24 protein-coding genes are annotated in these 22,151 nt (G+C 58.5%); 14 read left to right on the top strand and 10 right to left on the bottom strand.

The annotated features are described in order from the left end of the window. Positions 1–78 precede the first annotated feature (78 nt). Positions 79–819, top strand: a complete 741-nt coding sequence (locus MUN80_RS14910) for a hypothetical protein (RefSeq protein WP_244714167.1) — start codon at positions 79–81, stop codon at positions 817–819. A gap of 2 nt (positions 820–821) precedes the next feature. Then, positions 822–1,526, top strand: coding sequence for a type 1 glutamine amidotransferase (locus MUN80_RS14905; RefSeq protein ID WP_244714166.1), 705 nt, complete (start codon positions 822–824; stop codon positions 1,524–1,526). Positions 1,527–1,545: 19 nt separating this feature from the next. Here MUN80_RS14905 and MUN80_RS14900 read toward each other — a convergent pair whose 3' ends face one another. Further along, on the bottom strand, positions 1,546–2,238 hold the full coding sequence (locus tag MUN80_RS14900; protein ID WP_244714165.1) for a DUF1361 domain-containing protein: 693 nt from the start codon (positions 2,236–2,238) through the stop codon (positions 1,546–1,548). A 183-nt stretch (positions 2,239–2,421) separates the two neighbouring features. Here MUN80_RS14900 and MUN80_RS14895 point away from each other — a divergent pair, with 183 nt between their 5' ends. From MUN80_RS14895 to MUN80_RS14875, 5 genes are all read left to right on the top strand, one after another. Then, positions 2,422–4,461, top strand: a complete 2,040-nt coding sequence (locus MUN80_RS14895; RefSeq protein WP_244714164.1) for an ABC transporter substrate-binding protein — start codon at positions 2,422–2,424, stop codon at positions 4,459–4,461. A gap of 93 nt (positions 4,462–4,554) precedes the next feature. After that, on the top strand, positions 4,555–5,880 hold the full coding sequence (gene hemL, locus MUN80_RS14890) for a glutamate-1-semialdehyde 2,1-aminomutase (protein WP_244714163.1): 1,326 nt from the start codon (positions 4,555–4,557) through the stop codon (positions 5,878–5,880). Positions 5,881–6,138: 258 nt separating this feature from the next. Beyond that, positions 6,139–7,005: a hypothetical protein gene (locus tag MUN80_RS14885; RefSeq protein WP_244714161.1), complete on the top strand. Its 867-nt coding sequence runs from the start codon at positions 6,139–6,141 to the stop codon at positions 7,003–7,005. Positions 7,006–7,121: 116 nt separating this feature from the next. Further along, positions 7,122–7,658 (top strand): dCTP deaminase, encoded by a 537-nt coding sequence (gene dcd / locus MUN80_RS14880; protein WP_244714160.1) that lies wholly within the window; start codon positions 7,122–7,124, stop codon positions 7,656–7,658. Between the two features lie 353 nt (positions 7,659–8,011). Next, a complete protein-coding gene (locus tag MUN80_RS14875; RefSeq protein WP_244714158.1) occupies positions 8,012–8,524 on the top strand; it encodes a DUF4890 domain-containing protein in 513 nt (170 codons plus the stop codon). A gap of 78 nt (positions 8,525–8,602) precedes the next feature. Here the strand turns inward: MUN80_RS14875 and gldC are convergent, their stop codons facing one another. Further along, complete coding sequence (gldC, locus tag MUN80_RS14870; protein ID WP_135393154.1) at positions 8,603–8,941, bottom strand: gliding motility protein GldC; 339 nt, start codon at positions 8,939–8,941, stop codon at positions 8,603–8,605. 159 nt (positions 8,942–9,100) lie between these two features. Beyond that, positions 9,101–10,225: a DNA polymerase III subunit beta gene (gene dnaN / locus MUN80_RS14865; RefSeq protein WP_244714156.1), complete on the bottom strand. Its 1,125-nt coding sequence runs from the start codon at positions 10,223–10,225 to the stop codon at positions 9,101–9,103. Positions 10,226–10,452: 227 nt separating this feature from the next. Between dnaN and MUN80_RS14860 the strand changes: the two genes are divergently transcribed. The 4 genes from MUN80_RS14860 (at position 10,453) to MUN80_RS14845 (ending at position 13,092) form a co-directional block, all read left to right on the top strand. Continuing rightward, positions 10,453–10,905 (top strand): BLUF domain-containing protein, encoded by a 453-nt coding sequence (locus MUN80_RS14860; RefSeq protein ID WP_244714154.1) that lies wholly within the window; start codon positions 10,453–10,455, stop codon positions 10,903–10,905. 86 nt (positions 10,906–10,991) lie between these two features. Continuing rightward, positions 10,992–11,438 (top strand): BLUF domain-containing protein, encoded by a 447-nt coding sequence (locus MUN80_RS14855; protein WP_244714152.1) that lies wholly within the window; start codon positions 10,992–10,994, stop codon positions 11,436–11,438. Positions 11,439–11,557: 119 nt separating this feature from the next. Next, complete coding sequence (locus MUN80_RS14850; RefSeq protein WP_244714151.1) at positions 11,558–12,088, top strand: helix-turn-helix domain-containing protein; 531 nt, start codon at positions 11,558–11,560, stop codon at positions 12,086–12,088. Between the two features lie 44 nt (positions 12,089–12,132). Continuing rightward, entirely contained in the window at positions 12,133–13,092 is a 960-nt protein-coding gene (locus tag MUN80_RS14845) for a DUF2971 domain-containing protein (protein ID WP_244714149.1), read from the top strand. 6 nt (positions 13,093–13,098) lie between these two features. Here the strand turns inward: MUN80_RS14845 and gldG are convergent, their stop codons facing one another. From gldG to MUN80_RS14825, 4 genes are all read right to left on the bottom strand, one after another. Then, positions 13,099–14,817 (bottom strand): gliding motility-associated ABC transporter substrate-binding protein GldG, encoded by a 1,719-nt coding sequence (gene gldG / locus MUN80_RS14840; RefSeq protein WP_244714148.1) that lies wholly within the window; start codon positions 14,815–14,817, stop codon positions 13,099–13,101. A gap of 155 nt (positions 14,818–14,972) precedes the next feature. Beyond that, positions 14,973–15,698, bottom strand: coding sequence for a gliding motility-associated ABC transporter permease subunit GldF (gene gldF, locus MUN80_RS14835; protein WP_244714147.1), 726 nt, complete (start codon positions 15,696–15,698; stop codon positions 14,973–14,975). Between the two features lie 157 nt (positions 15,699–15,855). Further along, positions 15,856–16,764 (bottom strand): gliding motility-associated ABC transporter ATP-binding subunit GldA, encoded by a 909-nt coding sequence (gldA, locus tag MUN80_RS14830; protein WP_244714146.1) that lies wholly within the window; start codon positions 16,762–16,764, stop codon positions 15,856–15,858. 220 nt (positions 16,765–16,984) lie between these two features. Next, positions 16,985–17,680 carry an SDR family oxidoreductase gene (locus MUN80_RS14825; RefSeq protein WP_244714145.1) on the bottom strand — a complete coding sequence of 232 codons (696 nt, stop codon included), beginning with the start codon at positions 17,678–17,680 and terminating at the stop codon, positions 16,985–16,987. Positions 17,681–17,689: 9 nt separating this feature from the next. Between MUN80_RS14825 and MUN80_RS14820 the strand changes: the two genes are divergently transcribed. Next, positions 17,690–18,472 carry a head GIN domain-containing protein gene (locus MUN80_RS14820; protein ID WP_244714144.1) on the top strand — a complete coding sequence of 261 codons (783 nt, stop codon included), beginning with the start codon at positions 17,690–17,692 and terminating at the stop codon, positions 18,470–18,472. A 9-nt stretch (positions 18,473–18,481) separates the two neighbouring features. Here MUN80_RS14820 and MUN80_RS14815 read toward each other — a convergent pair whose 3' ends face one another. Further along, on the bottom strand, positions 18,482–19,195 hold the full coding sequence (locus tag MUN80_RS14815; protein ID WP_244714143.1) for an SDR family oxidoreductase: 714 nt from the start codon (positions 19,193–19,195) through the stop codon (positions 18,482–18,484). Positions 19,196–19,309: 114 nt separating this feature from the next. Between MUN80_RS14815 and MUN80_RS14810 the strand changes: the two genes are divergently transcribed. Both MUN80_RS14810 and MUN80_RS14805 read left to right on the top strand, forming a co-directional pair. Beyond that, entirely contained in the window at positions 19,310–20,041 is a 732-nt protein-coding gene (locus tag MUN80_RS14810; RefSeq protein WP_244714142.1) for an MlaE family ABC transporter permease, read from the top strand. A gap of 104 nt (positions 20,042–20,145) precedes the next feature. Beyond that, positions 20,146–20,955 carry an ABC transporter ATP-binding protein gene (locus tag MUN80_RS14805; protein ID WP_244714141.1) on the top strand — a complete coding sequence of 270 codons (810 nt, stop codon included), beginning with the start codon at positions 20,146–20,148 and terminating at the stop codon, positions 20,953–20,955. Between the two features lie 73 nt (positions 20,956–21,028). Here MUN80_RS14805 and MUN80_RS14800 read toward each other — a convergent pair whose 3' ends face one another. Together MUN80_RS14800 and MUN80_RS14795 are read right to left on the bottom strand one after the other, a co-directional pair. Beyond that, positions 21,029–21,574: a YfiT family bacillithiol transferase gene (locus tag MUN80_RS14800; RefSeq protein ID WP_244714139.1), complete on the bottom strand. Its 546-nt coding sequence runs from the start codon at positions 21,572–21,574 to the stop codon at positions 21,029–21,031. A 99-nt stretch (positions 21,575–21,673) separates the two neighbouring features. Further along, positions 21,674–21,865 carry a hypothetical protein gene (locus tag MUN80_RS14795; RefSeq protein ID WP_244714138.1) on the bottom strand — a complete coding sequence of 64 codons (192 nt, stop codon included), beginning with the start codon at positions 21,863–21,865 and terminating at the stop codon, positions 21,674–21,676. Between the last annotated feature and the right edge of the window lie 286 nt (positions 21,866–22,151).

The following is a 22,151-nucleotide window of genomic DNA, read 5'->3' as shown; positions in this document are numbered from 1 at the left end:
TAGGTCCGCACCGCAGCGGGGGCGTATCTTTGCCCCGGTGCCGCTTATTGGCAATCCCCCCTTTGTCCCTTCTGACAAATGCTTGTTAACCCGCTCCGGGTTGGGCCGCGCACATTGTTCACTGCGCTGCTCCTTCTGTGCTGCTCTTTCGCCCAGGCCCAGCACCCCCACTCCCCCGCTCCCGGCCCGGCCGACCGGTCCAGCACCCACGGTATGCTGATTTTTGGGCAGCAACAGGTATTCGCCTCCCACCTGCCCATGTTCCACACGCCACACGACTACCAGGTGGTGCTGGAACTGGAACTCGGCGACTCGGCCCAAGCGGCGTACCGGGCCAGCCAGCAGCAGTTTCCGCAGCAAACCGTCTACACCCTGGAGCCCGAGCAATTTGTGCTGCCCCAGATGGTGCAACAGCCTCGGCCGTTTCGGGCTACGCTCTACCGGGGCCATTTTGAGCGGGGCGGCACGCCCATTGCCCGCCAGATTACGGTGCGTATCAGGCAGGTGCTGTATTTTCAGCGCCTCACACCCAGCGCCACGCCCGAGCCGGCCCTGCTGCTGGTTGGCCAGGAGCCCGAGCAGTTTGTAATCCACCGCATTGCCGGCCAGCCCGATTTCGACCAGGTTGTACAATTGGCAGCAACCCGAGCAGCCGTAAAAGGCCAGCCCGAGGCGCTAGTACAGATACTTTTCACCCAAGCGGCCAAAGTGCCCCTGCAAGCCGGCCAGCAACTACTGGCAAGGCCCGCTACGGGCGGAGAGCTCCGGCCGCTGCAGGTCAGTTATAGTCTTTACCTCGAACACGACGATTTGCGCTAGCCATGCGGATTCATTGCTACCAGCACGCAGCTTTCGAAACGCCGGGCGTACTGCTCGACTGGGCCGCCCACCACGGTCACACCTGGACCTACACCCGTCTGTACGAGCCCGGCCCGCAGTTTCCGCCTACTACCGACTATGATTGGCTGCTAGTACTGGGCGGGGTGATGGGCGTGCACGAGGAAGCCGAGTACCCGTGGCTGCGGAATGAAAAAGCGGGAATCCAGGCAGCTATTGGAGCAGGCAAAGTGGTACTGGGCATCTGCCTGGGTGCCCAACTGCTGGCCGAAGCCCTGGGAGCAACGGTGTACCGCAGCCCGGCCCTGGAAATCGGTTTTTGGCCGGTTTACCCGCCGGCCATAGCACAACAGCACCCGTTTGTAGCACCCTTGCCCGAGCCCCTGACCGTGTTGCACTGGCACGGCGACGCGTTTGAGCTGCCTTCGGACGCCGTGCCACTGGCTAGCTCGGCGGCCTGCGCCCAGCAAGGCTTCATTTTTGACAACCGGGTGGTGGGCTTGCAGTTTCACCCCGAGCTAACTCCGGAAATTCTGGCGGCCATGCTGCACCACGACGGCCACGAGCTGGTGCCGGGGCCCTGGGTGCAGTCGGCGGCCGAGCTGCGGGCCCGTGCCGGGGAACTGGCGCCCGGCAACGCCTTTCTGCTAGGCTTGCTTGACCGGCTGGCGGCCCAGACGCTGCGGTAAATCAGGCGGCCAGGTGGGGCTATTCGGCCGGAGCAGGCTGCAGGCGGCCCAGCAGACGCACGGTGCTGTAGCCAATAACCAGGAATACGCCGAACAGCAGCGTAACGCCCCAGGTGCGGGGGTGGGCCGCCGGATGCAGCACCCGGTTCAGGATGTCGTAGAACAGCGTCAGCGGGTTGGTGATAATATCCCAGCTGTTGAAGCGCAGAAACCGGCCCAGGTAAATTCCGAAGCTACTCAGCAGCAGCGCCACTACCACGAATACCCAGCTGGCGGCCGAGCCCATGCGGCGCTGCACTAGGTTTTGCATATCCAGCAGCGAAGCGTAAGCCAGCATCAGTCCGTTCCAGGCGCAAGTCAGAATCAGGGCCAGATCATACCAGTAGGGCACGCCGCTGCGGGGCTCCAGGTGAAACAAGTCGGTGAGAATGTAGGGCGCGTTCGGGAAAAACAAGAGCCACACGGCTCCCACCGGCAGCAGTACCCGGGCCCGCACCGGTCCAGCGGCCAAGCCCAGCATCGTACTCAATCCGAAGGGAATCAAAGCCAGAAACAGGTTCCAGAGCAGAAATACGAAGTAAATCTTCTGGGTCAGGAACACCCGGAACACAATCAGCACCACGCTCAGCGCGAGCGAAGCGCCGAGCACCAGCAGCAGGTTGAGCCGCTGGCGAAGCTCGGGCCGGGAAAAAGCGGCGGCAGAAGTTTGCATAGGACTCGTAACGTAAAGGGAGCGTGCTGGAGTATGCCCCAACCCGCCGGAAGAGCGGGTAAAATACGGCGTAAATCTGACTCCTACATCTTCCCGCCCGATCCTGCGTACCTTTGCCCGAATGTTGCCGGCCGCTGGTTTGGCTGGCAACTCCCTTTCGACCTAACTCTCCGGCCCTCTGCTATGAGGCATCTTGTTGCTCTTCGGCTGGCAGCCACGCTGCTGCTTTCCTCTTCTACCCTCACGGGGCTGGCCCAACAGCCGACCACGCCCAAACCCGCCGCGCCGCGCCCGGCCGGCACGACCACCGTACCGGCGGCCAAAAAGCCGACTGGGGTTCCGAGCAAAACGCCCGGCCCCGCTCCGGCTACCTCCGCCACCAAACCCACTACTGCGCCCGCCAAGCCCGCCGCGGGCAAACCGGCCGCTACGCCAGCTACGGGCGCTACCAAACCGGCTGCTGCTAATAGCACCAAGTCCGCCGCTGCTTCGCCTACGAGCCCTACCAAAGCGGCTGCTACCACGGCTCCGACCACGCCCAAACCTGCCCTGCCCACCCCGTCCAAGCCCCAGGTACCGCTGCCCGCCAACCTGGGCTCCAGTGACCCGAACGTGCGCTACCAGAACGGCAAAACCCTCATCAACCAGACCCGCTACGACCTGGCTATGCAGGAGCTGGAACCCCTGACGCTGCCCACGGCCAAGTTCGACCGGTCCCCCGACGCGGCCTACTTATATGCCATTGCTGCCACCCGGGCCAAGAAATGGGCCGAGGCCGAGCAGATGCTCAATCTGCTGCGCAACGAGTACCCCAACTGGCCCAACCTGGCGGAAGCCTTTTTCCTGCAGGGCCAGGTATCTTTCGAGCAAGGCGAAGCCGACAACGCCCTGAAAGTGCTGGCTCAACTGCCCGCCGGCCGCCTCGAAACCGAGCGGGAAGCCATGAAAGCCGTGTATTTGCCCCGCATCAAAGACAAGGTACTTTTTCAAAACCTGCTGCAGCGCTACCCCCAGGATGCTGCCGTAGGCCGGGCTTACGCCGACAAGCTCGTGGCTGGCGGCTGGTACACCGACGCCGACAAGCCTGTCCTCGACCAACTCGTTACCCAGTTCAGCCTCGACCGAACCCGCTACACGCCCCGTCCTAAAGCCCAGAAAAAGAGCTCCTACAACGTGGCCGTGCTCTTGCCCTTCGAATTCGACGACCCCAGCTGGGAAAAGCAGCGCAAAAACCAGTTTGTGACGGACCTCTACGCCGGTATGCGCCTGGCCCAGGATTCACTGCAGCGCGAGGGCCGCCCGATTCAGCTCTTCTCCTACGACACCGGCGCCGACACGCTGCAGCTCAAGCAGGTGCTGGCCTTGCCCGAGCTGGCCGGCATGGATATGATTATCGGCCCCATTTATAAGTCGGGCAGCAAGATTCTGGCCCGCTACGCTCAGCAGCGGCAGATTATCTGCATCAATCCCCTTTCCCAGGACGCCGACCTGGTGCAGGACAACGGCTGGCACTACCTCTTTGAGCCCAGCACCGTAACCCAGGCCAAGCAAGCGGCGCAGTTTGCCATTTCCCGCTTCACGGGCCGCACGGCCGTGGTGCTCTACGAGGATACCAAGGACGAAGCCGCCTTCGGACAAGCCTACAAAACCGCCTACGAAGCCCTGGGTGGCAAGGTCCTGCAGCTGCGCCGCATCAACTCCGACGTGGAAGAAACCCTGAGTGCAGGCTTTGCTGGTGTCGACCTTAAAACGGTGGGCCACCTGGTAGTGGCTTCCGACCACCGCAAGGCTGGCCCCTACACCCTGGGCGTAATGCAGAGCCAGGGAGCCCGCCTGCCACTGCTGACCTACGCCTCCTGGCTGGAAAACTCCCGGGTGAGCCTGGGCCAGCTCGACTCGCGGGACGTGTTTTTTATTCATCCCAAGTATCTCGACAAGCTCAACCCCGGCGTGCGCCGCTTCCGCCAGCTTTACACTCAGCGCCAGAACCTGCCGCCGTCGGTGTTTGCCTTCACTGGCTTCGAACTGCTTTACTACTTTGGCTCCCAGCTGCACCTGAACGGCCCCGGTTTCCAGCAGAATCTGGCTGCCTCCGGCCCAATTTCAGGCTCCGTGTTTCAGGGCATCGGCTACCCCACCGGCGCCCACGACAACCAGTACGTGCCGTTTACCAAATTGGAGCGCCTGGAAGTGGAAGTACAGAACCCAGTTGGCTTCCGCTAGGTTATACTTCAGTAAGAGCGGGTAAAAAGTAGTGAGATATCCGCTGTTCAATGTCAACTTTACCCTCTCGCTACGCCTTCTTCCCTGCTCCTCATGGCTCAAGAATCAGCTCTGACTACTGACCTCAACCTCGCTACTTCCGACGCGCTGTTTACCCGCGCCAAAGACCATATTCCCGGCGGCGTCAACTCGCCGGTTCGCGCCTTCCGCGCCGTGGGCGGCCACCCCGTGTTCATGCAGTCGGCCAAGGGTGCCTGGCTGACCGACGTGGACGGCAACCGCTACATGGACTTCATCAACTCCTGGGGCCCCATGATTCTGGGTCACGCCCCGGACGTGGTGCTCAACGCCGTGCAGGACGCCATCCAGGGGTCCTTGTCGTTTGGGGCGCCCACCCGCCGCGAGGTCGAAATGGCCGAGCTCATCAAGAAAATGGTGCCCAGCATCGAGAAGGTGCGCCTGGTCAACTCGGGCACCGAGGCCTGCATGTCGGCCATCCGGGTGGCCCGCGGCTACACCGGCCGCAACAAGATTATCAAGTTCGAAGGCTGCTACCACGGCCACGGCGACTCTTTCCTGATTGCGGCCGGCTCGGGTGCCCTCACTCTGGGCACGCCCGATTCGCCGGGCGTAACCGAAGGCGTAGCCCAGGACACCATTACGGTGGCCTACAACGACCTGGCAGCTACCCGCGCCGCCATTGAAGCCAACCAAGACCAGGTTGCCGCTCTGATTCTGGAGCCCGTAGTAGGCAACATGGGCCTCGTCGCGCCTGACCAAGGCTACCTGCAGGGCCTGCGCGAGTTGTGCACCGAGTACGGCATCGTCCTGATTTTCGACGAAGTCATGACTGGTTTCCGCCTGGCCCGCGGCGGCGCTCAGGAACGCTACGGCATCACGCCCGACATGACCACGCTAGGCAAAATCATCGGCGGCGGTATGCCCGTCGGGGCTTACGGTGGCCGGCAGGACATTATGGACTGCGTGGCGCCGGCCGGCAAAGTCTACCAGGCAGGTACGCTCTCGGGCAACCCCATTGCCACTGCCGCCGGCATTGCCCAGCTCACCTACCTGCAGGAGCACCCCGAGCTCTACACCGAATTGGAGCGTATCACTACCCGCATTGCCGACGGCACCCGCCAGATTGCCGCCGAGTTGGGCCTGAACTATACCGTCAATCAGGTGGGCTCGATGTTCAGCGTGTTCTTCACGGATAAGCCGGTTCACAACCTCGAAGACGCCAAAACTTCCGACACCGAGGCCTTTGGCCGCTACTTCCGGGCCATGCTGAACCGCGGCATCTACCTGGCTCCCGCCCAGTATGAAGCCTTGTTCGTGTCCACGACCATCACCGACGAGCTGGTGGATCAATACCTGACCGCCTGCCGCGAGTCGATGCGCGAAGCTCACGGCCTGTAAGTAAGAGCCCGTCCTTGCGAGGCTAAAGGCTGAAACTGTCCTCTGTTGGTGACAAACGCTCTTTTACCAGAAAGCCCTTTCCCGTTTCACACGAGAAAGGGCTTTTTAGTTTGGAAGGCTCCACACAGCTCAGAGCACAGATGGCTTCATCGTTCAGCCTCACAAGGACACATTGCAGGCTAAATACACAGTTTTTTGCCTGCTTTTCCGAACCACGGCGCCTTCTGGTTACCTTTGCGGCCAATCTGCTTTGCTGCCATGCGCCTATTTCGCCTTTTCTTCTCCCTCTTTTTCCTGCTTGTCGCCTCGCTGGGCCCCTTGCATGCCCAGGTAGAAGCCCCGGCCGCGGCTAATAAGCGCCTGTTCGACCGCACCGTGGACGAGCTCAACTTCCGGACTATGGAAACGGTGTACGACAAGTCGTTTACCCGCAACAAGTTTCCGGTGACGCTGCGCAGCCACAAGGCCCGTAAGGAGTTCGACGGCTTCAGCGGCAATGCCAACCTGAAGAAGCTTTTTCTCAACTACAACGATGTGTCGGAGCGCTTCAAAAACCGCTTCGGCAAAGGCCGCACCGACTTGGCCGAGTTTGAAAAGCAGCTCAACACGCTGCTAATCGACAAAAACTTCGAGTTCTTTATCCGGGTACTGCCCCGCGACGAACGGGTGGCCCTGATTCGCTCTCTGCAGCGCAGCATCAAGCAGGCTTCGGCTCAGTTTAATGCCTCCGAGGACCCCAACCCGGAAGACGTAGCCGTGGACGAGGCCGCCGTGCCGCCCGCCGACATCGACGCCATACCTTCCACCACTACTGTGGCCGAAGACCCCACCCCCCAGCCCGAACCAGAGGTGGGCACCCTGCGGCCGGCCGGCGGCCCGACCGTGCGCCCCGTGGACGTCTCCGTGCACCACGACTGGGTAGATTACCTGGCCCTGCTGCTCTCGGCAATTTCGACGCTGTTGCTGTTTCACATCATTGCCAACGTGCTACCCGATCTGCGCGCCCGCCTCGATGGCCTGGCTGAAGAGCTGGAAGAGCGGCAACCTAATGGCACCCGCCCCAACAAGCGCGCCGCCAACTCCTTGCCCCAGGACCGCTACGGCGACGAAGACGACCCCGAGTAGTCTTCGTTGTTAGTTGCTGGTTGTCAGTTGTTAGGTCGTTCCGTCAGTGCGCTTCAACAATTGAAAACAGATAACTAACAACGGACAACGAACAACTGACAACTAACTTCCCCTTCATGATTCTTACCGATCAGCAGATTCTGGCCGAAATTGAGCGCGGCAACATCGTTATCGAACCCTACGACCCTAGCTGTCTGGGCACCAACTCCTACGATGTACACCTGGGCCGCTACCTGGCTACCTACCGCGACACCGTACTGGATGCGCGCAAGCACAACGAAATCGACGTGTTTGAAATGCCCGAGGAAGGCTTTGTGCTCCAGCCCGGCGTGCTGTATCTGGGCGTGACGGAAGAATATACCGAAAGCCATGCCCAAGTGCCCTTCCTGGAAGGCAAGTCGAGCGTGGGCCGCCTCGGCATCGACATTCACGCCACAGCTGGCAAAGGCGACGTAGGCTTCTGCAACACCTGGACTCTGGAAATCTCCGTGACGCAGCAAGTGCGCGTCTACGCCGGCATGCCCATCGGCCAGCTCATCTACTTCGCCGTTCAGGGCGACGTGCAAACCTTCTACAACCGCAAGGCCAACGCCAAGTACAACGACCGCACCGACAAGCCCGTGGAGTCGATGATGTGGAAAAACAGTTTCTAATGTATGGAATAGGCTGATAGCCTCCGTGACCTTGCGAGGCTGAAGGCCGCCGAAGCAATCCGCCCTCTGCGCAGGTAGTCACAGCCTTTACCCAGAAAGCCCCTTTATTCCAGTTGGAGTAAGGGGTTTTTCAGTTAAGAGCACTTAGTACATTTCAGAGGAAGAGTGGCCGCGCTTCGCTTGCAAGGACACATCTGTTCATTTCTCACATTCTCTCCCAGTAGCACATCAGCACATTCCCCCAGAACTCCCTGGCATAGTTTTTCGTTAAGGAATGACATCTGCCGGGCGCTGGGGCTCTTGTTTCAGCTGAGGGGCAGCCTTTCACTTGTTAATCTAACTGCTTCTATACCATGAGAAATCAACTTGCCACCGCCGCGCTGATTCTGGCTGCTACGCTGGGCGCGCAGGCTCAGCAGAAGCCCGCTATAGTGCAGCCTCAGGATAAAACCAAAGCCACGCCCCGCCTCAACCCGGTGCAGGAACGCGCCAAGCGCCTCTCCGACCAGATGGCCCGCGACCTGCGCCTAAACGGCTACCAGTCGACCCGCCTGCGGGCCATCAACGAAGATAAGGTCGCCAAGATGGCCGCCATTGAGCAGAAAAATGCCGGTAACCCCCGCCTCATCGACGAGCAGTGCGGGGCCGTATGCCGGGAGCGTGACCAGGAACTGCGCACCGTGCTCAGCAACTCCCAGTACAGCGCCTACTACGACTCGCGCGAGGAATTCTATAAGTACGACAAGGACTACGCCAAGCAAACCAACGCTGTGTTTGTAAAGTCGGTCCGGAACCCGCTGCCGGCCAGCAGCCGCGGTGCTACCATTGGGCCGGCCCGGACCACGCCTGCCGAAGATGGCCGCTAACCTCTGTTAGCTTCTTGGGATAGAAAAAGCCCCGCTGGAACACTCCAGCGGGGCTTTTTCTATGTTGTTTGCGGTGGCTTAGCGCTGCTCGGCTTCCTGCTTGTTGAGGTAGTCAGTCAGTTCGCGGCAGAGGTTGCGCATTTTGGTGGCCATTTCGGTGTCGTTGGTGGCCGTAATCAGGCTTTCGGCCATGGCACCCATCGTGTCCACGTAGAAGCGCTTCATCTCATCGACGGGCATTTCCTTGGTCCAGAGGTCAATTTTCATCGTGCCCCGCTCATCCCGGTCCCAAAGGGCAATGTTGATGGCCTTGGCGAAGTGAATATCAGGGCCCGCGTCGGTAGCCGTCCAGCTGATGGCCTCGGGCACTTTCTGGTCGTCGAGGGCAATGCTGAAGCGGATTTCAGATTTTTTCATCGGAAGGATGTTCTTGTAAAAAAGTGTGTCATCCTGAACTTGCGGAGGACCTTATTTCAATTGAACGGCGGTCATGACAACGACTCGTTCTAGCGTAATAAGGTCCTTCGCAGGGCTCAGGATGACAGATGGTTTTTTGTTTAGGCTGGTAAACCGCGCTTACACGTAGTTGTTCAGCATTACCGGCATCACCAGCATCAGGATGCTCTCGTTGTCGTCGGCGACGGTGGGCATGAGCAAGCCGGCGCGGTTAGGAGTGCTCAGCTCCAGGGTGATTTCCTCGGAATCGATGTTGGAGAGCATTTCGGCCAGGAAGCGGGCGTTGAAGCCGATTTCCATGTCCTCGCCCTCGTACTGGCAGGCCAGGCGTTCGTTGGCTTCGTTGCTGAAGTCGAGGTCTTCGGCCGAGATAGTCAGCTCGGAACCGGCCAGGCGCAGGCGAACCTGGTGGGTGGTCTTGTTCGAGTAGATCATGATGCGCTTCACCGAGTTGAGGAACTCCGAGCGGCTGATGATGAGCTTGTTAGGGTTGCTCACCGGAATTACGTTTTCGTAATCGGGGTAGCGCTCATCAATCAGGCGGCACACGAGGCGCATCTGGTTGAAGCTGAAGAAGGCATTGGAATTATTGAACTCGACGCGCACGGTAGTTGCCTCGGAGGGCAGGGCACCTTTCAGTAGATTAAAGGCCTTGCGCGGAATAATCAGGTTGGCCGTCTGGCCCGCGCCCACGTCGGAGCGACGGTAGCGCAGCAGGCGGTGGCCATCGGTGGCCACGAAGGTCACCTGGGCATCAGCCAGCTGCACCAGAATACCGGTCATGGCGGGGCGCAGCTCGTCGGTGCTGACGGCGAAGATGGTCTTGTTGATGGCCCGCTGCAACGACGAGGAGGGAATCTCAATCGGCGAGGAGCCTTTCACCACCGGCACCCGGGGGAAGTCGGTGGCGTTTTCACCGGCCAGCTTGTAGCGGCCATTGGCCGAGGCAATTTCGATGGTATACGTTTCCTCGTCCAGGGTGAAGGTCACGGGCTGGTCGGGCAGGTTCTTTAGCGTGTCGAGCAGGATACGGGCCGGGGCGGCAATGCGGCCACTTTCGCGGGCTTCCACGGGCAGCTCGGTAATCATGCTGGTCTCCAGGTCGGAGGCGGTAATCGTCAGCTTGCCATCCTCGATTTCAAAGAGAAAGTTCTCCAGAATCGGCACTACGGGGTTGTTGGTCACCACGCCATTGATGCTCTGCAATTGCTTGAGCAAGGCGGATGATGAGACGATAAACTTCATATAGGCGGGGTTGGCTGGCGTTGTAAGGAAGAGGACAAAGATAGGAAACCGCGGCGGGGTTTTCTAGTGGCCCGGCGGGCAGGTTTAGGTGCTTGCACGGGCTGATAATAGGGCCTAACCGCCGAAAGAGCCACGACTCGCGTATCCGGCCTAGCTTTTATTCTACCTCGACCACAGCCTTTTGCCTTGCATAACGCGTATTCACAATACTTTATCTGGTCTGCTATATGCCTCTGCCCTTAGCCTATCCTCTGCATCACTTAGCGTACCAGAGCACGGCGACCAGCATTCCTACCGAGCAGGAACTGAAAGAGCTACTGGCACAGGCCCGGGCCATCAACCTGGAATATGGCCTTACGGGCATGCTGCTCTACAGCCGAGGACGGTATATGCAGGTGCTGGAGGGCTCGGCAGAGGCCGTTCACCTTGTCTACGCCCGGATTGAGCGGGACCCGCGCCATCACAACGTAACGGCCCTGACGGACGGGCCCATTAGTCACCGTAGCTTCGCCCACTGGTCGATGGGCTTTAGCGTACTGCGCTCCGAGGACTTCCAGAACGTGGTCGGATATCTGAACCCCGACCTGCCGGCCTTTCCGGCGGTCCTGGCCGCTAGTAGTACTACCTTATTGCACACCTTGTTAGCTTCCTTTCTGACGGAGGAGCCGATTCGGTATTAAGTCGGGAGGAAGCCAGGCGCCGGGCTGGCGTGCATCTACCAAAGCTTTTTGCTTACTTGCACGGAGCGTATTTTTATTTGCACCGCATGCCTGCTGCCCCCCTCTATCATCTGGCCTACCAAAGCAACGTAACGGCCCCCCTCAGCGAATCGGAGCTGGAAGCCCTGCTCGTGCAGTCGCGCGCCTGGAACCATAGCCACGACCTGACGGGCGTGCTGCTTTATTGCGACTCCAACATCATTCAGGTGCTGGAAGGACCAGAAGATGAGGTGGAATACATTTTCAACCGCATTGCCCAGGACCTGCGCCACTACGACGTGACCAAGCTCGCCGACGGGCCTATTCAGCAGCGCAACTTCTCGCAGTGGTCCATGGGCTTCAAGTCGGTGCATCCCGAAGACTTCACCTACCTGACCGGGTACCTGAACCTGACGGCCCCCTCCTACCCACCCCAAATACTTGAGGCCGAGCCTTCATCGTCGTTGCATGAGCTGCTGGCCTCCTTCGTAACCGACCCAAAGATCCGCTATTAGAGCTACCCAAACTGCCTGACACGAGCAAGAAACCAGGCAGGCGTGAAACACATTTGGTTGAAACACTTTATATTGTTTCAGGCAAATGTGTTTCATAAGCTCTATCTACTTACCCACTCATGGCCGACGAGATTCGAGAGAAACTGGGTCTTTCGCAGGACATGCTGGGCAACTGGCTAGGCATTTCCCGCAATAGTGTTGCCTTGGCCGAGGGCCTGCATCGTGCCTGGCCGCTGGGCACGGCCGTGCAACTCATTCGTCTTACCCTGGCCACTATTGGACTGGTGTATGACCCGGCCGGTAACCGCCCTGCGCCCCCACCATTGCCAGCTCCCCCACCCGACCATGAGCCACTACAGGCCCGCTTGACCTACTGTCAGCACCACGCCAGCCGTCTGCGCTACGAGCTGGCGGATTTACGCCTGAAGGCCGCGCCCTACGAAGCCCGGCTCGCGGCCTTACCCGCCCTGCGGGCCTTTCCCGAGCCAGTAAAGAACCCGGCCCACGAAGAGAATTGGCTGGCCCTACTCGAAACGGAGGCCGAAACTGCCCTGCTCTACGACTGCGGCGCCGGGCCCCAGAAGCTGCTGGAGGCGCGCATTGCGGGACTGGAGCGGGAAGCCGAGGTGCTGCGGGATGCTCTAGAATAGCTAGTTATTTTCAACAATCAGGACCTCTGTAAAAGCGCCTTCCCATGGAAACCCATACTCCTAAAAGACTGCAACAAGCTGCAAAAGATTTAAATGCAAGTATGCTTGTCCTTGTTAATTTTTTAGCCTCAAAAGGACATATAGTGGAGAGTAAGCCGACAACTAAACTGACTGCACATCAAGTATCTCTCTTAGATGACCTGGACAGAGAGATAAACCATCTAACATTTAAAAAGCAGAAGGCTCAGGTACCCCCCTCAGCTATTACTACTCCACTTAACACACCATCGAACCCTAGCCCTACCACCATTGCAACTATAGATAAAATAAGAGAAGAGAAAGGAATTCCTAAAACTATATACAAATTTTATGGCACTGAAAAGTACCATTTTGAAAGCTTGAGAGAAAGCTACATATACTTCGCCCCTCCTTCAAAATTTAATGATCCCTACGATTGTAGCCTTGACACAATCACTTTTAGCGTAAAAAAGCAGACTAATTACAGGAAAAATAAGGAAAAAGAGTTTAAGGAAAGGTATACAACTTTAGGTGTTTGTTGCTTTTCGAGGAAAAACACATCTATTCTAATGTGGTCCCATTATGCAAATTGTCATAAAGGGTTTTGCCTTGAGTACAGAATTGAAAACAAAAAGTCTGTTATACGACCCTTTGATGTCAATTATACAGATCATTATGTAACCATGGATTTTTCCCGGGAGCCAAAGGAATCCATTTTCAATATGATATTAACCAAACACAGACAATGGGAGTACGAAGAGGAAGTAAGATATTTCACCGGAGGATTTAGAACCAATGATGAAAGAAAATATCCTCTACAACGCAATGTTTTAGAAGCAGTTTATCTAGGAATAAACTGCGAAGCTGAAACTATCAACACAATCAGGTTGATACTCAAAGAACACTACAATAGCTCTATAAAGGTATACCAAGCAAAGAAATGCAAAGGATCTTTTGAAATAGAATTTCAGCAAATCAATCTGTAGTCGATATTAAAACGACGCGTAGCGCCGCTTGCGGCGCCAGGCCCGCACGGCTCCGAAGAGGCCCAGCAGCGCCAGGGGCGCAGCAATATTGAGCAGCTGCCAGCGGCTTTTCTGCTCGATGACCTTGAGCTTATCGAGGGGGCGCAGGGTGATTTGCTTGCCCCGCACCGAAATCAGGCCGCTTTCGTCGAGCATGTAGTCCACGGCGTTGAGGACCAGCTCGCGGTTGGCAAATTCGGTGTTGGCCAGCCGGTCGAAGCCCAGGCGGTAGGGGTTGCCGGTTTTGGGGTCCAGCTCGGAACGGATAAAGTCGCCGTCGGAAATGACCAGCACTTTGGAGGGCTTGGCGTTGGGCGAAGTGGCGGGCAGGAAGTTGCTGGTGCCGGGCTCGGCGCGGTTGGCGTAGAGCGACTGAAACTGGCCTTCGAGCAGGTAGCCTACGGGCTTAAAGCTTTCCTTGTAGAGCTTCTGGTTGGGCTCCAGGCGGGCATCGTTGAAGTTGATGGGCACGGGTGCGGGCAGCACCCGGGTGTAGCGCGAGGTAAACAGCAGCGGGGTCTTGCGGATGCCGGCCGCCTTTACGGTATCAATCGTGCTGATGAATTTGGTGTATACCGCGTCGAGGTTGCGGGTGATGGGGTGCTTGCTGAAGGAGTTGATGAGCGGGTAAAACTGCCAGGGCATGGGCTCCACCTTGGGCTTGTCGCCCTCGGTGCCGGTGACGAGTGGAATGACACCCGAGTTGAGGTCGAGCAGCAAGTCGGGGTTCACGCGCACGCCGTACTTGAAGAGCTGGTCTTCCAGGTTCAGATCCAGCGGGAAAGAAAGCATGCCGCCGCGGTTGGCGCTGTCCAGGTTCACCCGCATGGCATCCACGAAGAACAGCGCGTTGCCGCCCTGCGTGATGAACTGGTCGAGCTTGAACTTCTCGGGCTCGGTGTAGGCCGTGCTGGGCTTGGCTACCACAATGGCGCTGAGCGTGCGCAGATCCTGGGGCCGGGTTTTGCGCAAATCCACCCGGAACACGTCGTAGTACTGCTGCAAGGAGCCGATGATGTCGCCGGCTTCGGCGTTGCTGAGTTCCCCGTGGCCTTCGAGCACCCCAATCCGCTTGCGCTGCCCGGGGTTGAGCTTGCGCACGGCGCTGGCCAACTCGTATTCCAGGCCCTCAATGCTTTGGTTGAGGCGCACGTCGGAGGGGGCAGCCTGGTTGCCGCGCAGCAGCAGCACCTGCTCCTCTTTGCCCCCAGCTGCTACCGTGGCCCAGGGAAAGATGATTTTCTCGACCCGCTTGCCGTTTTCGTTGGCGCCGAGGTTGGTGGGCCGCAGGCCCTTCTTGAGCAGGGAAGCATAGTACTCGTTGCGGGCCTTTTCGGTGCCGGCCGCTGAGGGGTCGACAAAGACGTAGTGCAGGTTAGAGCCGCCGTAGACCTGCATTTCGTTCAGGGTTTCGCGCACGGCCTGCTGCAGGCGGCGGAAGCCGGGCGGGAAGTCGCCGTCCAGGTACACGGTCACCGTCACGGGCTGCTTCAGATTCTCGAGCAGGGTTTTGGTGGCCGGGGCCATGGTGTAGCGCTTCTCCTCAGTCAGGTCGAGGCGGAAAAAGAATTGCTGAGCCAGAAAGTTGAGCAACAGCAGCGCGCCGACTACTGCCAGAAAGCGGAGCAGGTCGCGGCGTTTGCGGGAGGTGGCAGGAGCAGAAAGTTCGGGCGTATCAGAAGCCATAGAGTGGCAGCTATTTTTTTGAGCTATAAGCTCCCTCCTTGTTGAAAGCAGGGGTGGCCGAAGGGCGGAGTAGTTAGCTAGAACAAGTCGTTGTGCTGGTTTGCCTTACTCCTAGTCTCTCTCCGAAAAAGGAAAGGGGACTAGTTTGTAGTTGATTACCAGTTGCGGCTTTGCAGCACGAGGCGGGTAGCGACGAGCAGGCCCACAATCAGACTGATGAAGTAGAGCAGGTCGCGGGAGTCGATAAGGCCTTTGCTAATGTCGCGGTAGTGGGCGGCAATGCCGAGCTGACTGATGTAGTAAGCCGGGGCTCCGTCGAAGACCGAGGCCAGGGAGTCGAAGCCGGAGTAGACCAGAAAGCAGCCCACGACGGCCACCAGAAAGGCAATGATTTGGTCCCGGGTAATGGCCGAGGCGAAGATGCCGATAGCAGCAAATACCGCCGCCAGCAAGGCCAGACCAATGTAGGAGCCCACGGTAGCGGCTGAGTCAATGTTGCCGATAGGGTTGCCAAGCTGGTACACCGAGTAGTAATACAGCAGCGTGGGCACCAAAGCCAGCAAGGCCAGCAGCAGGCAGGCCAGGTACTTCCCTCCTATTATCTGCCCGTCGGTGAGCGGGCGGGTGAGCAGCAGCTCGATGGTGCCGGCCTTTTTCTCCTCGGCGAAGGTACGCATGGTAATGGCCGGAATCAGAAACAGGAAAATCCAGGGAGCTATATTGAACAGGGTCTGCAGGTCGGCGTAGCCGTACTCCAGCACCGAGCTGTCCGGGAAGACCCATACAAACAAACCGGTAGCCACCAGAAACACCCCGATAACCACGTAGGCGACCGGCGAGCTAAGGAAGGCGTTAAATTCTTTGCGAAGGATGGCAAACATCAGGGGATGTGCTGATTTAGTACTTCTGGGAAAAGTTGCCCGTCATTCCGAGCTTGCGAGGAATCTCGCGTGCAATGGCAATGAGATTACCACTGCAACGTCAGCACGCGAGATGTCTCGCGCTGCTCGACATGACGTTCTTAGGAATTGGGAAATATCATCTCGTCAAGGACTGAAACACCTGCTCCAGGGACTGTTCTTCCTGGCGCAGGCCGAGCAGTATCCAGTCCTGCTGGGCGGCCAGGCGGGAAATGGCCCCGCGCATATCCGTGCCACCAGCAGCGCGGATACGGTAGCGGTTGCCAGCTTCGGGTTCCACTCCCAGAATACCCGGCAAGGCCCGCAGCGGCGCCACGTCGATGGGCTGCTCAAACTCGGCGCGAATGATGGTTTCACCCGCGGCCTTAGCACCCAGGTCGGCGACGGGCGAGTCGGCTACGAGCTGCCCGCGGTTGATGATGACCACCCGGCTGCACAGGGCCGTGACTTCGGGCAGGATGTGGGTGCTAAAAATAACGGTCTTGTCCTGGCCTAACTCCCGGATCAGGGTGCGGATTTCACCAATCTGGTTGGGGTCGAGGCCGGTGGTGGGCTCATCCAGAATCAGCACGCCGGGGTCGTGAATCAGGGCCTGGGCCAGCCCCACGCGCTGCCGGTAGCCTTTCGATAAGGCCCCGATCTGCTTGTTCTGCTCCCGGCCCAGGCCTACCCTGTCCACCATCTGCTGCACCCGGGTGCGGCGCGGCTGACCCTTGAGGCCGTGCACCGAGCCGATGAATTCCAGGTACTCGTGCACGTACATATCCAGGTAGAGCGGGTTGTGCTCGGGCAAGTAGCCCACCCGGCGGCGCACTTCCAGCGCATCGGTCTGCACGTCGTAGCCGTCCAGCTTTACGGTGCCGTGGCTGGGCGGCAAATAGCCCGTAGCAATCTTCATCGTGGTGGACTTGCCTGCCCCATTGGGCCCCAGAAAGCCCAGGATTTCGCCCTTGCCCACGGAAAAGGAAATATCATTCACCGCGGCCTGGGTCCCGAAGATTTTGCTGAGCTGTTGTACTTCAACCATAGAGTAAGTGGGTAGGCAATCCCGTCGTAGATAAACCTGTCCTTGCGAGGTCAGCCGTGGCAATCCGTCCTCTGACATGTACTGAGCCTTCTATCTTGACTAGCCCTTGACTATTAATAGCGAAAAGAGCTTACCGGGTAAAGACTGTGACAACCTTCGCAGAGGATGGATTGCTTCGGCTGCACCTCGCAAGGACAGGCTTCATCCCAAGGACCAACAATTATTTTTTCGGCTGCAAGGGTCGCATTTCAATGTCTACGAGGTGGAAGTTGAAAGGCGTTTCCAACGCGTAAATAATGGTATCAGCAATGTCCTGGGGCTGCATCATCGAGGCGTTGGCCTCGGTGCCGGGAATGTCGTCGAAGAAGTTGGTTTGCGTCGAGCCGGGGTAGAAACACGTGACTTTGATACCATCGTTGCGCACCTCCTTATATAAGGACTGCGAGAAGCCCCGCACCGCAAACTTGGTAGCGCAGTAGCCCGCCATTTTCTCAATGCCCGTCGTGCCGGCAATAGACGAAATATTGATGATGTGGCCCAGCTGCTGCTGTTTCATCTGGGGCAGCACGGCCTTGGTGCAGAAGAACATACCGTGCACGTTGGTGTCGAACATCAGCTTCCAGTCGTCGGAGGAAAACCCGTCGACTTCGCCCGAAATACCCAGGCCGGCGTTATTCACCAGCACGTGGATTTCGGCGCCCAGTTCCCGGCGGGTGTTGACGTAGGCTTCCTGCACGGCTACTTCGTCGCGCACGTCGCACTCGAAAAACTGGAACCGCTCGTGCTGTAATCCCTCGGGGGCAGTGCGGCCCCAGCCGGCCACGATGGCGCCCTTGGCCAGCAGCGCCTCGGCCGTAGCCCGGCCTATTCCTTTGCTGACGCCCGTCAGAATGGCTATCTTGCCCGTCAGGTCCATAAAGTAGAGATGTTTCGAAGTACCATTTGGCCGCAAGTTAAGCGCACCTGGCGGGTTTTTAGTGTTAGCGCCTCCGCCGCGGCCCTGGCCGTCCTATTCGGCGGCTGCGGCGACGGCCACGAGATGGACTGCCTGAAAAGCACCGGCAAGGTCATTACCGAGCGTCGCGAGTTGCAGCCCTTCCAGGTAATCACTGCCTACGACAACGTCGACGTAACGTTGGTGCAGGGCCCCGAAACCTACGCCGAAGTACGGGCTGGCAAGAACTTGCAGGAAGATCTTGAGTTGCGCGTCGAGCACGGGGAACTAGTAATTCGCAATACCAGCCGCTGCAACTGGGTGCGTACCTACGACACGCCCCGGGAAGTAACCCTGCACCTTCCCCGCATTCATGACCTGTTTCTGCGCGGCTCAGGCGATATACGCACGGCCGGCAACTTCCGCGCCGACACGCTCTTCTGCCACCTCGTAGGGGCCGGCGACTACGACCTGGACATTACCAGCGAGTACTTGAACATGGATATGTACGAGCTGGGCGACTACCGCCTGCGGGGCCGGGCCGACGATTTCAACCTGCTCGTAGGGGGCAGCGGCAGCCTCTACGCCAGTGGGCTACAGTCCCAGCGGTGCAGCTTTACCTTCAACCACGACAGCGACGGCGACGCCCACGTGACGACCACCGGCTACCTCGGCGGCACGCACGCGGGCACCGGCACGCTGTTCTACTATGGCACGCCCCAACAGACCGGCATCAAGGTAACCGGCAAGGGCAAAGCAGTGCAGCAGAAGTAATTAGTTGGTTTACAGGTCGCCGAGCTGGGGCCGGATCAGGAGCTCCTCAATGACGGCCTGGGGCGACAGGGAATACGCGCCGAACACGGCTTGGGCCACGTCTTCGGCCTTGATAAACCGCTCGGCGGGCAGATCCACGCCTTCCCAGCTGGCGGTAAGCGTGGCACCGGGCAAGATGGCCGTCACGCGCAGGTTGTGCTCCTTGAGTTCTTCGCGCAGACCCTTGGTCAGGCCCAGCAAGGCAAACTTGGCAATGCTGTAGGAGCCGCCGTTGGGATAGGCCATAATGCTGGCCGTAGAGCACATATTGAAAATATGCCCCTGGCGCCGCGCTATCATACCCGGCAGCAAGGCCCGGGTCACGTCGTAGGCACTGTAGAGGTTCACGTCTATCATCTGGCGCAGTTGGGAGCCATCGGCAGGCTCATCCTGCAGGCGGCCCGGCACGAAGGCCCCGGTGTTGTTGACCAGTACCTCCACGGGCACGCCCAGGTCCAGCACAAACTCGGTGAAGCGCCGCGTTTGGTCGGCTTGGCTCAGGTCGGCGGCGAAGGTGTGAAGCACGGCGCCGGGAACATCCTGCTGCACAGCGGTTGTAAGAGCCCGCAGGTCCTGCTCGGAACGGGCGCAGGTGATGACCCCAAACCCGGCCTGGGCAAAGCGTAGCACCAGGGCGCGGCCGATTCCTTTCGTGCCGCCCGTGACAACGATATATTTTTGCATTCCTTTGATTGACGTTTTCGTTTTTACGTAAGGTACCCCGGGCCTGAGCTGGGCGCTAGGCCACCGCGTCCGGCCCCGCAAGTTTGAGCTTTTATCTTTTCTCCTTCTCTTTTTATGGTTAAAACCTTCGGTGAATTTCTGCTCTTCATGCAAAGCATGCTGGTGCGGAAGGAACGGCTGGGCACACTCTGGCAACGTACCCTCGATGAAGCCATCCTCATCGGCATCGACTCCGTCTTTATCGTGGCCATCGTTTCGGCCTTTATCGGGGCCGTTACCTGCGTCCAGATTGCCTATAACCTAGTCAATCCCCTCATTCCTAAGTCCACCATCGGTTTCATGGTGCGTGAAATGACGATTCTGGAACTGGCCCCCACCATCACCAGCATCGTGCTGGCCGGCAAAGTGGGCTCCAGCATTGCCGGCGGTCTGGGTACCATGCGCATCACCGAGCAAGTCGATGCCCTGGAGGTGATGGGTATCAATTCGGCCTCCTACCTGGTGCTGCCCAAGATTGTGGCCGCCATGCTCATGTTTCCGCTGCTGGTTATTCTGGCCATGGTATTGTCCATCATGGGCGGCTATTTGGCCGGTACCCTGTCGGGTGCCATGTCGGCCCAGGAGTACGTGGAAGGCATCCGCACCGATTTTGTGCCTTACAACATCCTGTTTGCTCTGATTAAATCGGTGGTTTTTGCCTTCCTTGTTTCGGCTATTTCCGCGTACAAAGGATATTACACCAAAGGCGGAGCCCTGGAAGTAGGTGCTGCCAGCACCGGTGCCGTTACCAACTCTATTATTGCCATCCTGCTGGCCGACTATGTGCTGGCCGCAGTTCTGCTTTAATGTGCGAATGTGGGTGAATGTGCTGATGGGTTAATGATTTGCCTCATTTCTCACATTAGTCACTGTAGCACCTCAGCACAGTAGTAATTAGCACATTAGACACCATGATTGAAGTTCATAACGTTCAGAAGTCGTTCAATGGCAACCCGGTACTGAAGGGCATCACCTGCACCTTCGAAACGGGCAAATGCAACCTGCTGCTCGGCGGTTCGGGCACGGGCAAAAGCGTGCTGCTGCAGTGCATCGTGGGTTTGATGAAGCCCGACTTAGGCAGCATCACCTTCGACGGGCTGGTGTTTACGAACAACAAGGTGGACATCAAGCAGGAAATCCGGCGCAAAATCGGGATGCTGTTCCAGGGCGGCGCTTTGTTCGACTCGATGACCGTATTCGAAAACACCGAGTTTCCGCTGAAAATGCTCACCCCCGAAATGAGCAAGGAAGAGCGGCGCGACCGGGTGGAGTTCTGCCTCAAGCGCGTAGGACTGGAAAATGCCGGCAACAAGATGCCCTCCGAAATTTCGGGCGGCATGAAAAAGCGCGTCGGCATTGCCCGCGCCATTGCGCCCAACTGTACCTACCTGTTCTGCGACGAGCCCAACTCCGGCCTCGACCCAGCCACCAGCATCAAGATTGACGAACTGATCTACGAAATCACCCACGAGTACGGTATTACCACTGTCGTTATCACCCACGACATGAACTCGGTGGTCGAAATTGGCGACCATATCATCTACCTGCACCAGGGCCGCAAGCTTTGGGATGGCAACAAGGACGAAATCCTGAATACCACGGTGCCTGAGCTAAAGGAGTTTATTTTCAGCAGCAGTCTGGTACGAGCCGCCAAGAAAGTGGACGAGGAAACCGAGGGTGGTCTGGCCGCCGCCACCGCCGACGACGCCTACAACATCTAAGCCTTGCTCATATAAAGCCACAAAAGGCCGGTTCACGCACGTGAACCGGCCTTTTGTATTATAAGTCAACTACCTAAAACCCTTCCCGACGGCGCAATTCTGTGATATGCGCCAGATGGTGCTGCCCGTGCCAGGCATACGAGGCCAGGGCCTGGTACAGGGTGACGTCGCGCTTGGACTCCGGATGGTGAAAGGTTCGCAGCCACTGCTCGTCCGTGAGCTGCCGCAGCAGGATGGTCCAGCGGATATGCAGCGCCTCCAGCAAAGCCAGGGATACAGCCACGGGCGTCGCCGCCACGTCCGGCAGTTCCGACCATGCCTGCTCATCGTAGGGGCGAATAGTCGGGTTAGTTTCCGTTAGGGCTAGCCGCATCCGCGTGTAAGCGTTCAAGTGGGAGTCGGGCAGGTGGTGAATTACCTGGCGCACCGTCCAGCCGCCGGGCCGGTAAGGCGTATCCAGCTGGGCGGGTGTCAGGCCGGTTACGGCGGCCCGCACCTGGTCGGGCAGTACGGCAATGCGGGCAATCAGGGCCAGGCGCGTACCTTGGTTCAGGGGCTCGTTGGGCAGCTGTACGTGGCCAATGGGGTAGCGGAGGTCGGGGGCAGTTGTGGTTTGCATAAGGAGCCAAAGGGTTGGGACGGCAAGGTACTAAAACCACGTAGCTCCTCACTTTCGCTTTTTCGGCCTCACTCCTACTATTCCCAACTGGCCCGCCCATCACCAACCGGGCCGGTCAAAGTCCATGGGGCGCAGCGGCTCGGGGCCCCGGGCCCGCAACGCCAGGTATTCCTGGTCCCGCTCCCAGGGCAGCGGATCTAGTTCAACAGAGAAATTATTGTGCCGCACCCGTTCCTTGTTTTTAGATTCCGGAGCAGACGTCGGGCGGGCGGAAAGATGCTTGCTTTTCATGGGGCAGGCGTTTGGGAAAGGTGGAAAGAAAGGTAGCTGCCAGGGTAGCCGGCAGTTCCTTTTCAAACGCAACCACAGCAGCCAAGGCCGTAAAAGGGCGCTTTACAACCATAAAATAAGTATTTGTCAATACCTATATTGCTAAAAACACGCATTGCTTACGATGTAAAAACGGAGCCTTACCGCAGCCCAGCAGACTGGTACTTCCCTATCGTGTGCTCCTTCGCGGTAGCGGTGGTACCAACGCTTACGGATGCGGCCAAAAACAAAACGGCTTCCCTGCTTC

Origin of the sequence: Hymenobacter cellulosivorans, assembly GCF_022919135.1 — a bacterium.
Classification (GTDB): Bacteria; Bacteroidota; Bacteroidia; order Cytophagales; family Hymenobacteraceae; genus Hymenobacter; species Hymenobacter cellulosivorans.
This window is presented reverse-complemented; position numbering and strand designations above follow the sequence as displayed.

What these genes read in the sequence shown, in the direction of transcription:
- MUN80_RS14850 (WP_244714151.1), top strand. Translation starts at nt 11,558, where the DNA reads ATGGCCGACGAGATTCGAGAGAAACTGGGTCTTTCGCAGGACATGCTG.
- gldC (WP_135393154.1), bottom strand. Translation starts at nt 8,941, where the DNA reads ATGAAAAAATCTGAAATCCGCTTCAGCATTGCCCTCGACGACCAGAAA.
- MUN80_RS14905 (WP_244714166.1), top strand. Translation starts at nt 822, where the DNA reads ATGCGGATTCATTGCTACCAGCACGCAGCTTTCGAAACGCCGGGCGTA.
- gldA (WP_244714146.1), bottom strand. Translation starts at nt 16,764, where the DNA reads ATGGTTGAAGTACAACAGCTCAGCAAAATCTTCGGGACCCAGGCCGCG.
- MUN80_RS14815 (WP_244714143.1), bottom strand. Translation starts at nt 19,195, where the DNA reads ATGCAAAAATATATCGTTGTCACGGGCGGCACGAAAGGAATCGGCCGC.
- MUN80_RS14845 (WP_244714149.1), top strand. Translation starts at nt 12,133, where the DNA reads ATGGAAACCCATACTCCTAAAAGACTGCAACAAGCTGCAAAAGATTTA.
- MUN80_RS14810 (WP_244714142.1), top strand. Translation starts at nt 19,310, where the DNA reads ATGGTTAAAACCTTCGGTGAATTTCTGCTCTTCATGCAAAGCATGCTG.
- MUN80_RS14825 (WP_244714145.1), bottom strand. Translation starts at nt 17,680, where the DNA reads ATGGACCTGACGGGCAAGATAGCCATTCTGACGGGCGTCAGCAAAGGA.
- MUN80_RS14875 (WP_244714158.1), top strand. Translation starts at nt 8,012, where the DNA reads ATGAGAAATCAACTTGCCACCGCCGCGCTGATTCTGGCTGCTACGCTG.
- gldG (WP_244714148.1), bottom strand. Translation starts at nt 14,817, where the DNA reads ATGGCTTCTGATACGCCCGAACTTTCTGCTCCTGCCACCTCCCGCAAA.
- MUN80_RS14805 (WP_244714141.1), top strand. Translation starts at nt 20,146, where the DNA reads ATGATTGAAGTTCATAACGTTCAGAAGTCGTTCAATGGCAACCCGGTA.
- MUN80_RS14795 (WP_244714138.1), bottom strand. Translation starts at nt 21,865, where the DNA reads ATGAAAAGCAAGCATCTTTCCGCCCGCCCGACGTCTGCTCCGGAATCT.
- MUN80_RS14860 (WP_244714154.1), top strand. Translation starts at nt 10,453, where the DNA reads ATGCCTCTGCCCTTAGCCTATCCTCTGCATCACTTAGCGTACCAGAGC.
- gldF (WP_244714147.1), bottom strand. Translation starts at nt 15,698, where the DNA reads ATGTTTGCCATCCTTCGCAAAGAATTTAACGCCTTCCTTAGCTCGCCG.
- dnaN (WP_244714156.1), bottom strand. Translation starts at nt 10,225, where the DNA reads ATGAAGTTTATCGTCTCATCATCCGCCTTGCTCAAGCAATTGCAGAGC.
- MUN80_RS14855 (WP_244714152.1), top strand. Translation starts at nt 10,992, where the DNA reads ATGCCTGCTGCCCCCCTCTATCATCTGGCCTACCAAAGCAACGTAACG.
- MUN80_RS14895 (WP_244714164.1), top strand. Translation starts at nt 2,422, where the DNA reads ATGAGGCATCTTGTTGCTCTTCGGCTGGCAGCCACGCTGCTGCTTTCC.
- MUN80_RS14910 (WP_244714167.1), top strand. Translation starts at nt 79, where the DNA reads ATGCTTGTTAACCCGCTCCGGGTTGGGCCGCGCACATTGTTCACTGCG.
- MUN80_RS14885 (WP_244714161.1), top strand. Translation starts at nt 6,139, where the DNA reads ATGCGCCTATTTCGCCTTTTCTTCTCCCTCTTTTTCCTGCTTGTCGCC.
- MUN80_RS14800 (WP_244714139.1), bottom strand. Translation starts at nt 21,574, where the DNA reads ATGCAAACCACAACTGCCCCCGACCTCCGCTACCCCATTGGCCACGTA.
- dcd (WP_244714160.1), top strand. Translation starts at nt 7,122, where the DNA reads ATGATTCTTACCGATCAGCAGATTCTGGCCGAAATTGAGCGCGGCAAC.
- hemL (WP_244714163.1), top strand. Translation starts at nt 4,555, where the DNA reads ATGGCTCAAGAATCAGCTCTGACTACTGACCTCAACCTCGCTACTTCC.
- MUN80_RS14820 (WP_244714144.1), top strand. Translation starts at nt 17,690, where the DNA reads ATGTTTCGAAGTACCATTTGGCCGCAAGTTAAGCGCACCTGGCGGGTT.
- MUN80_RS14900 (WP_244714165.1), bottom strand. Translation starts at nt 2,238, where the DNA reads ATGCAAACTTCTGCCGCCGCTTTTTCCCGGCCCGAGCTTCGCCAGCGG.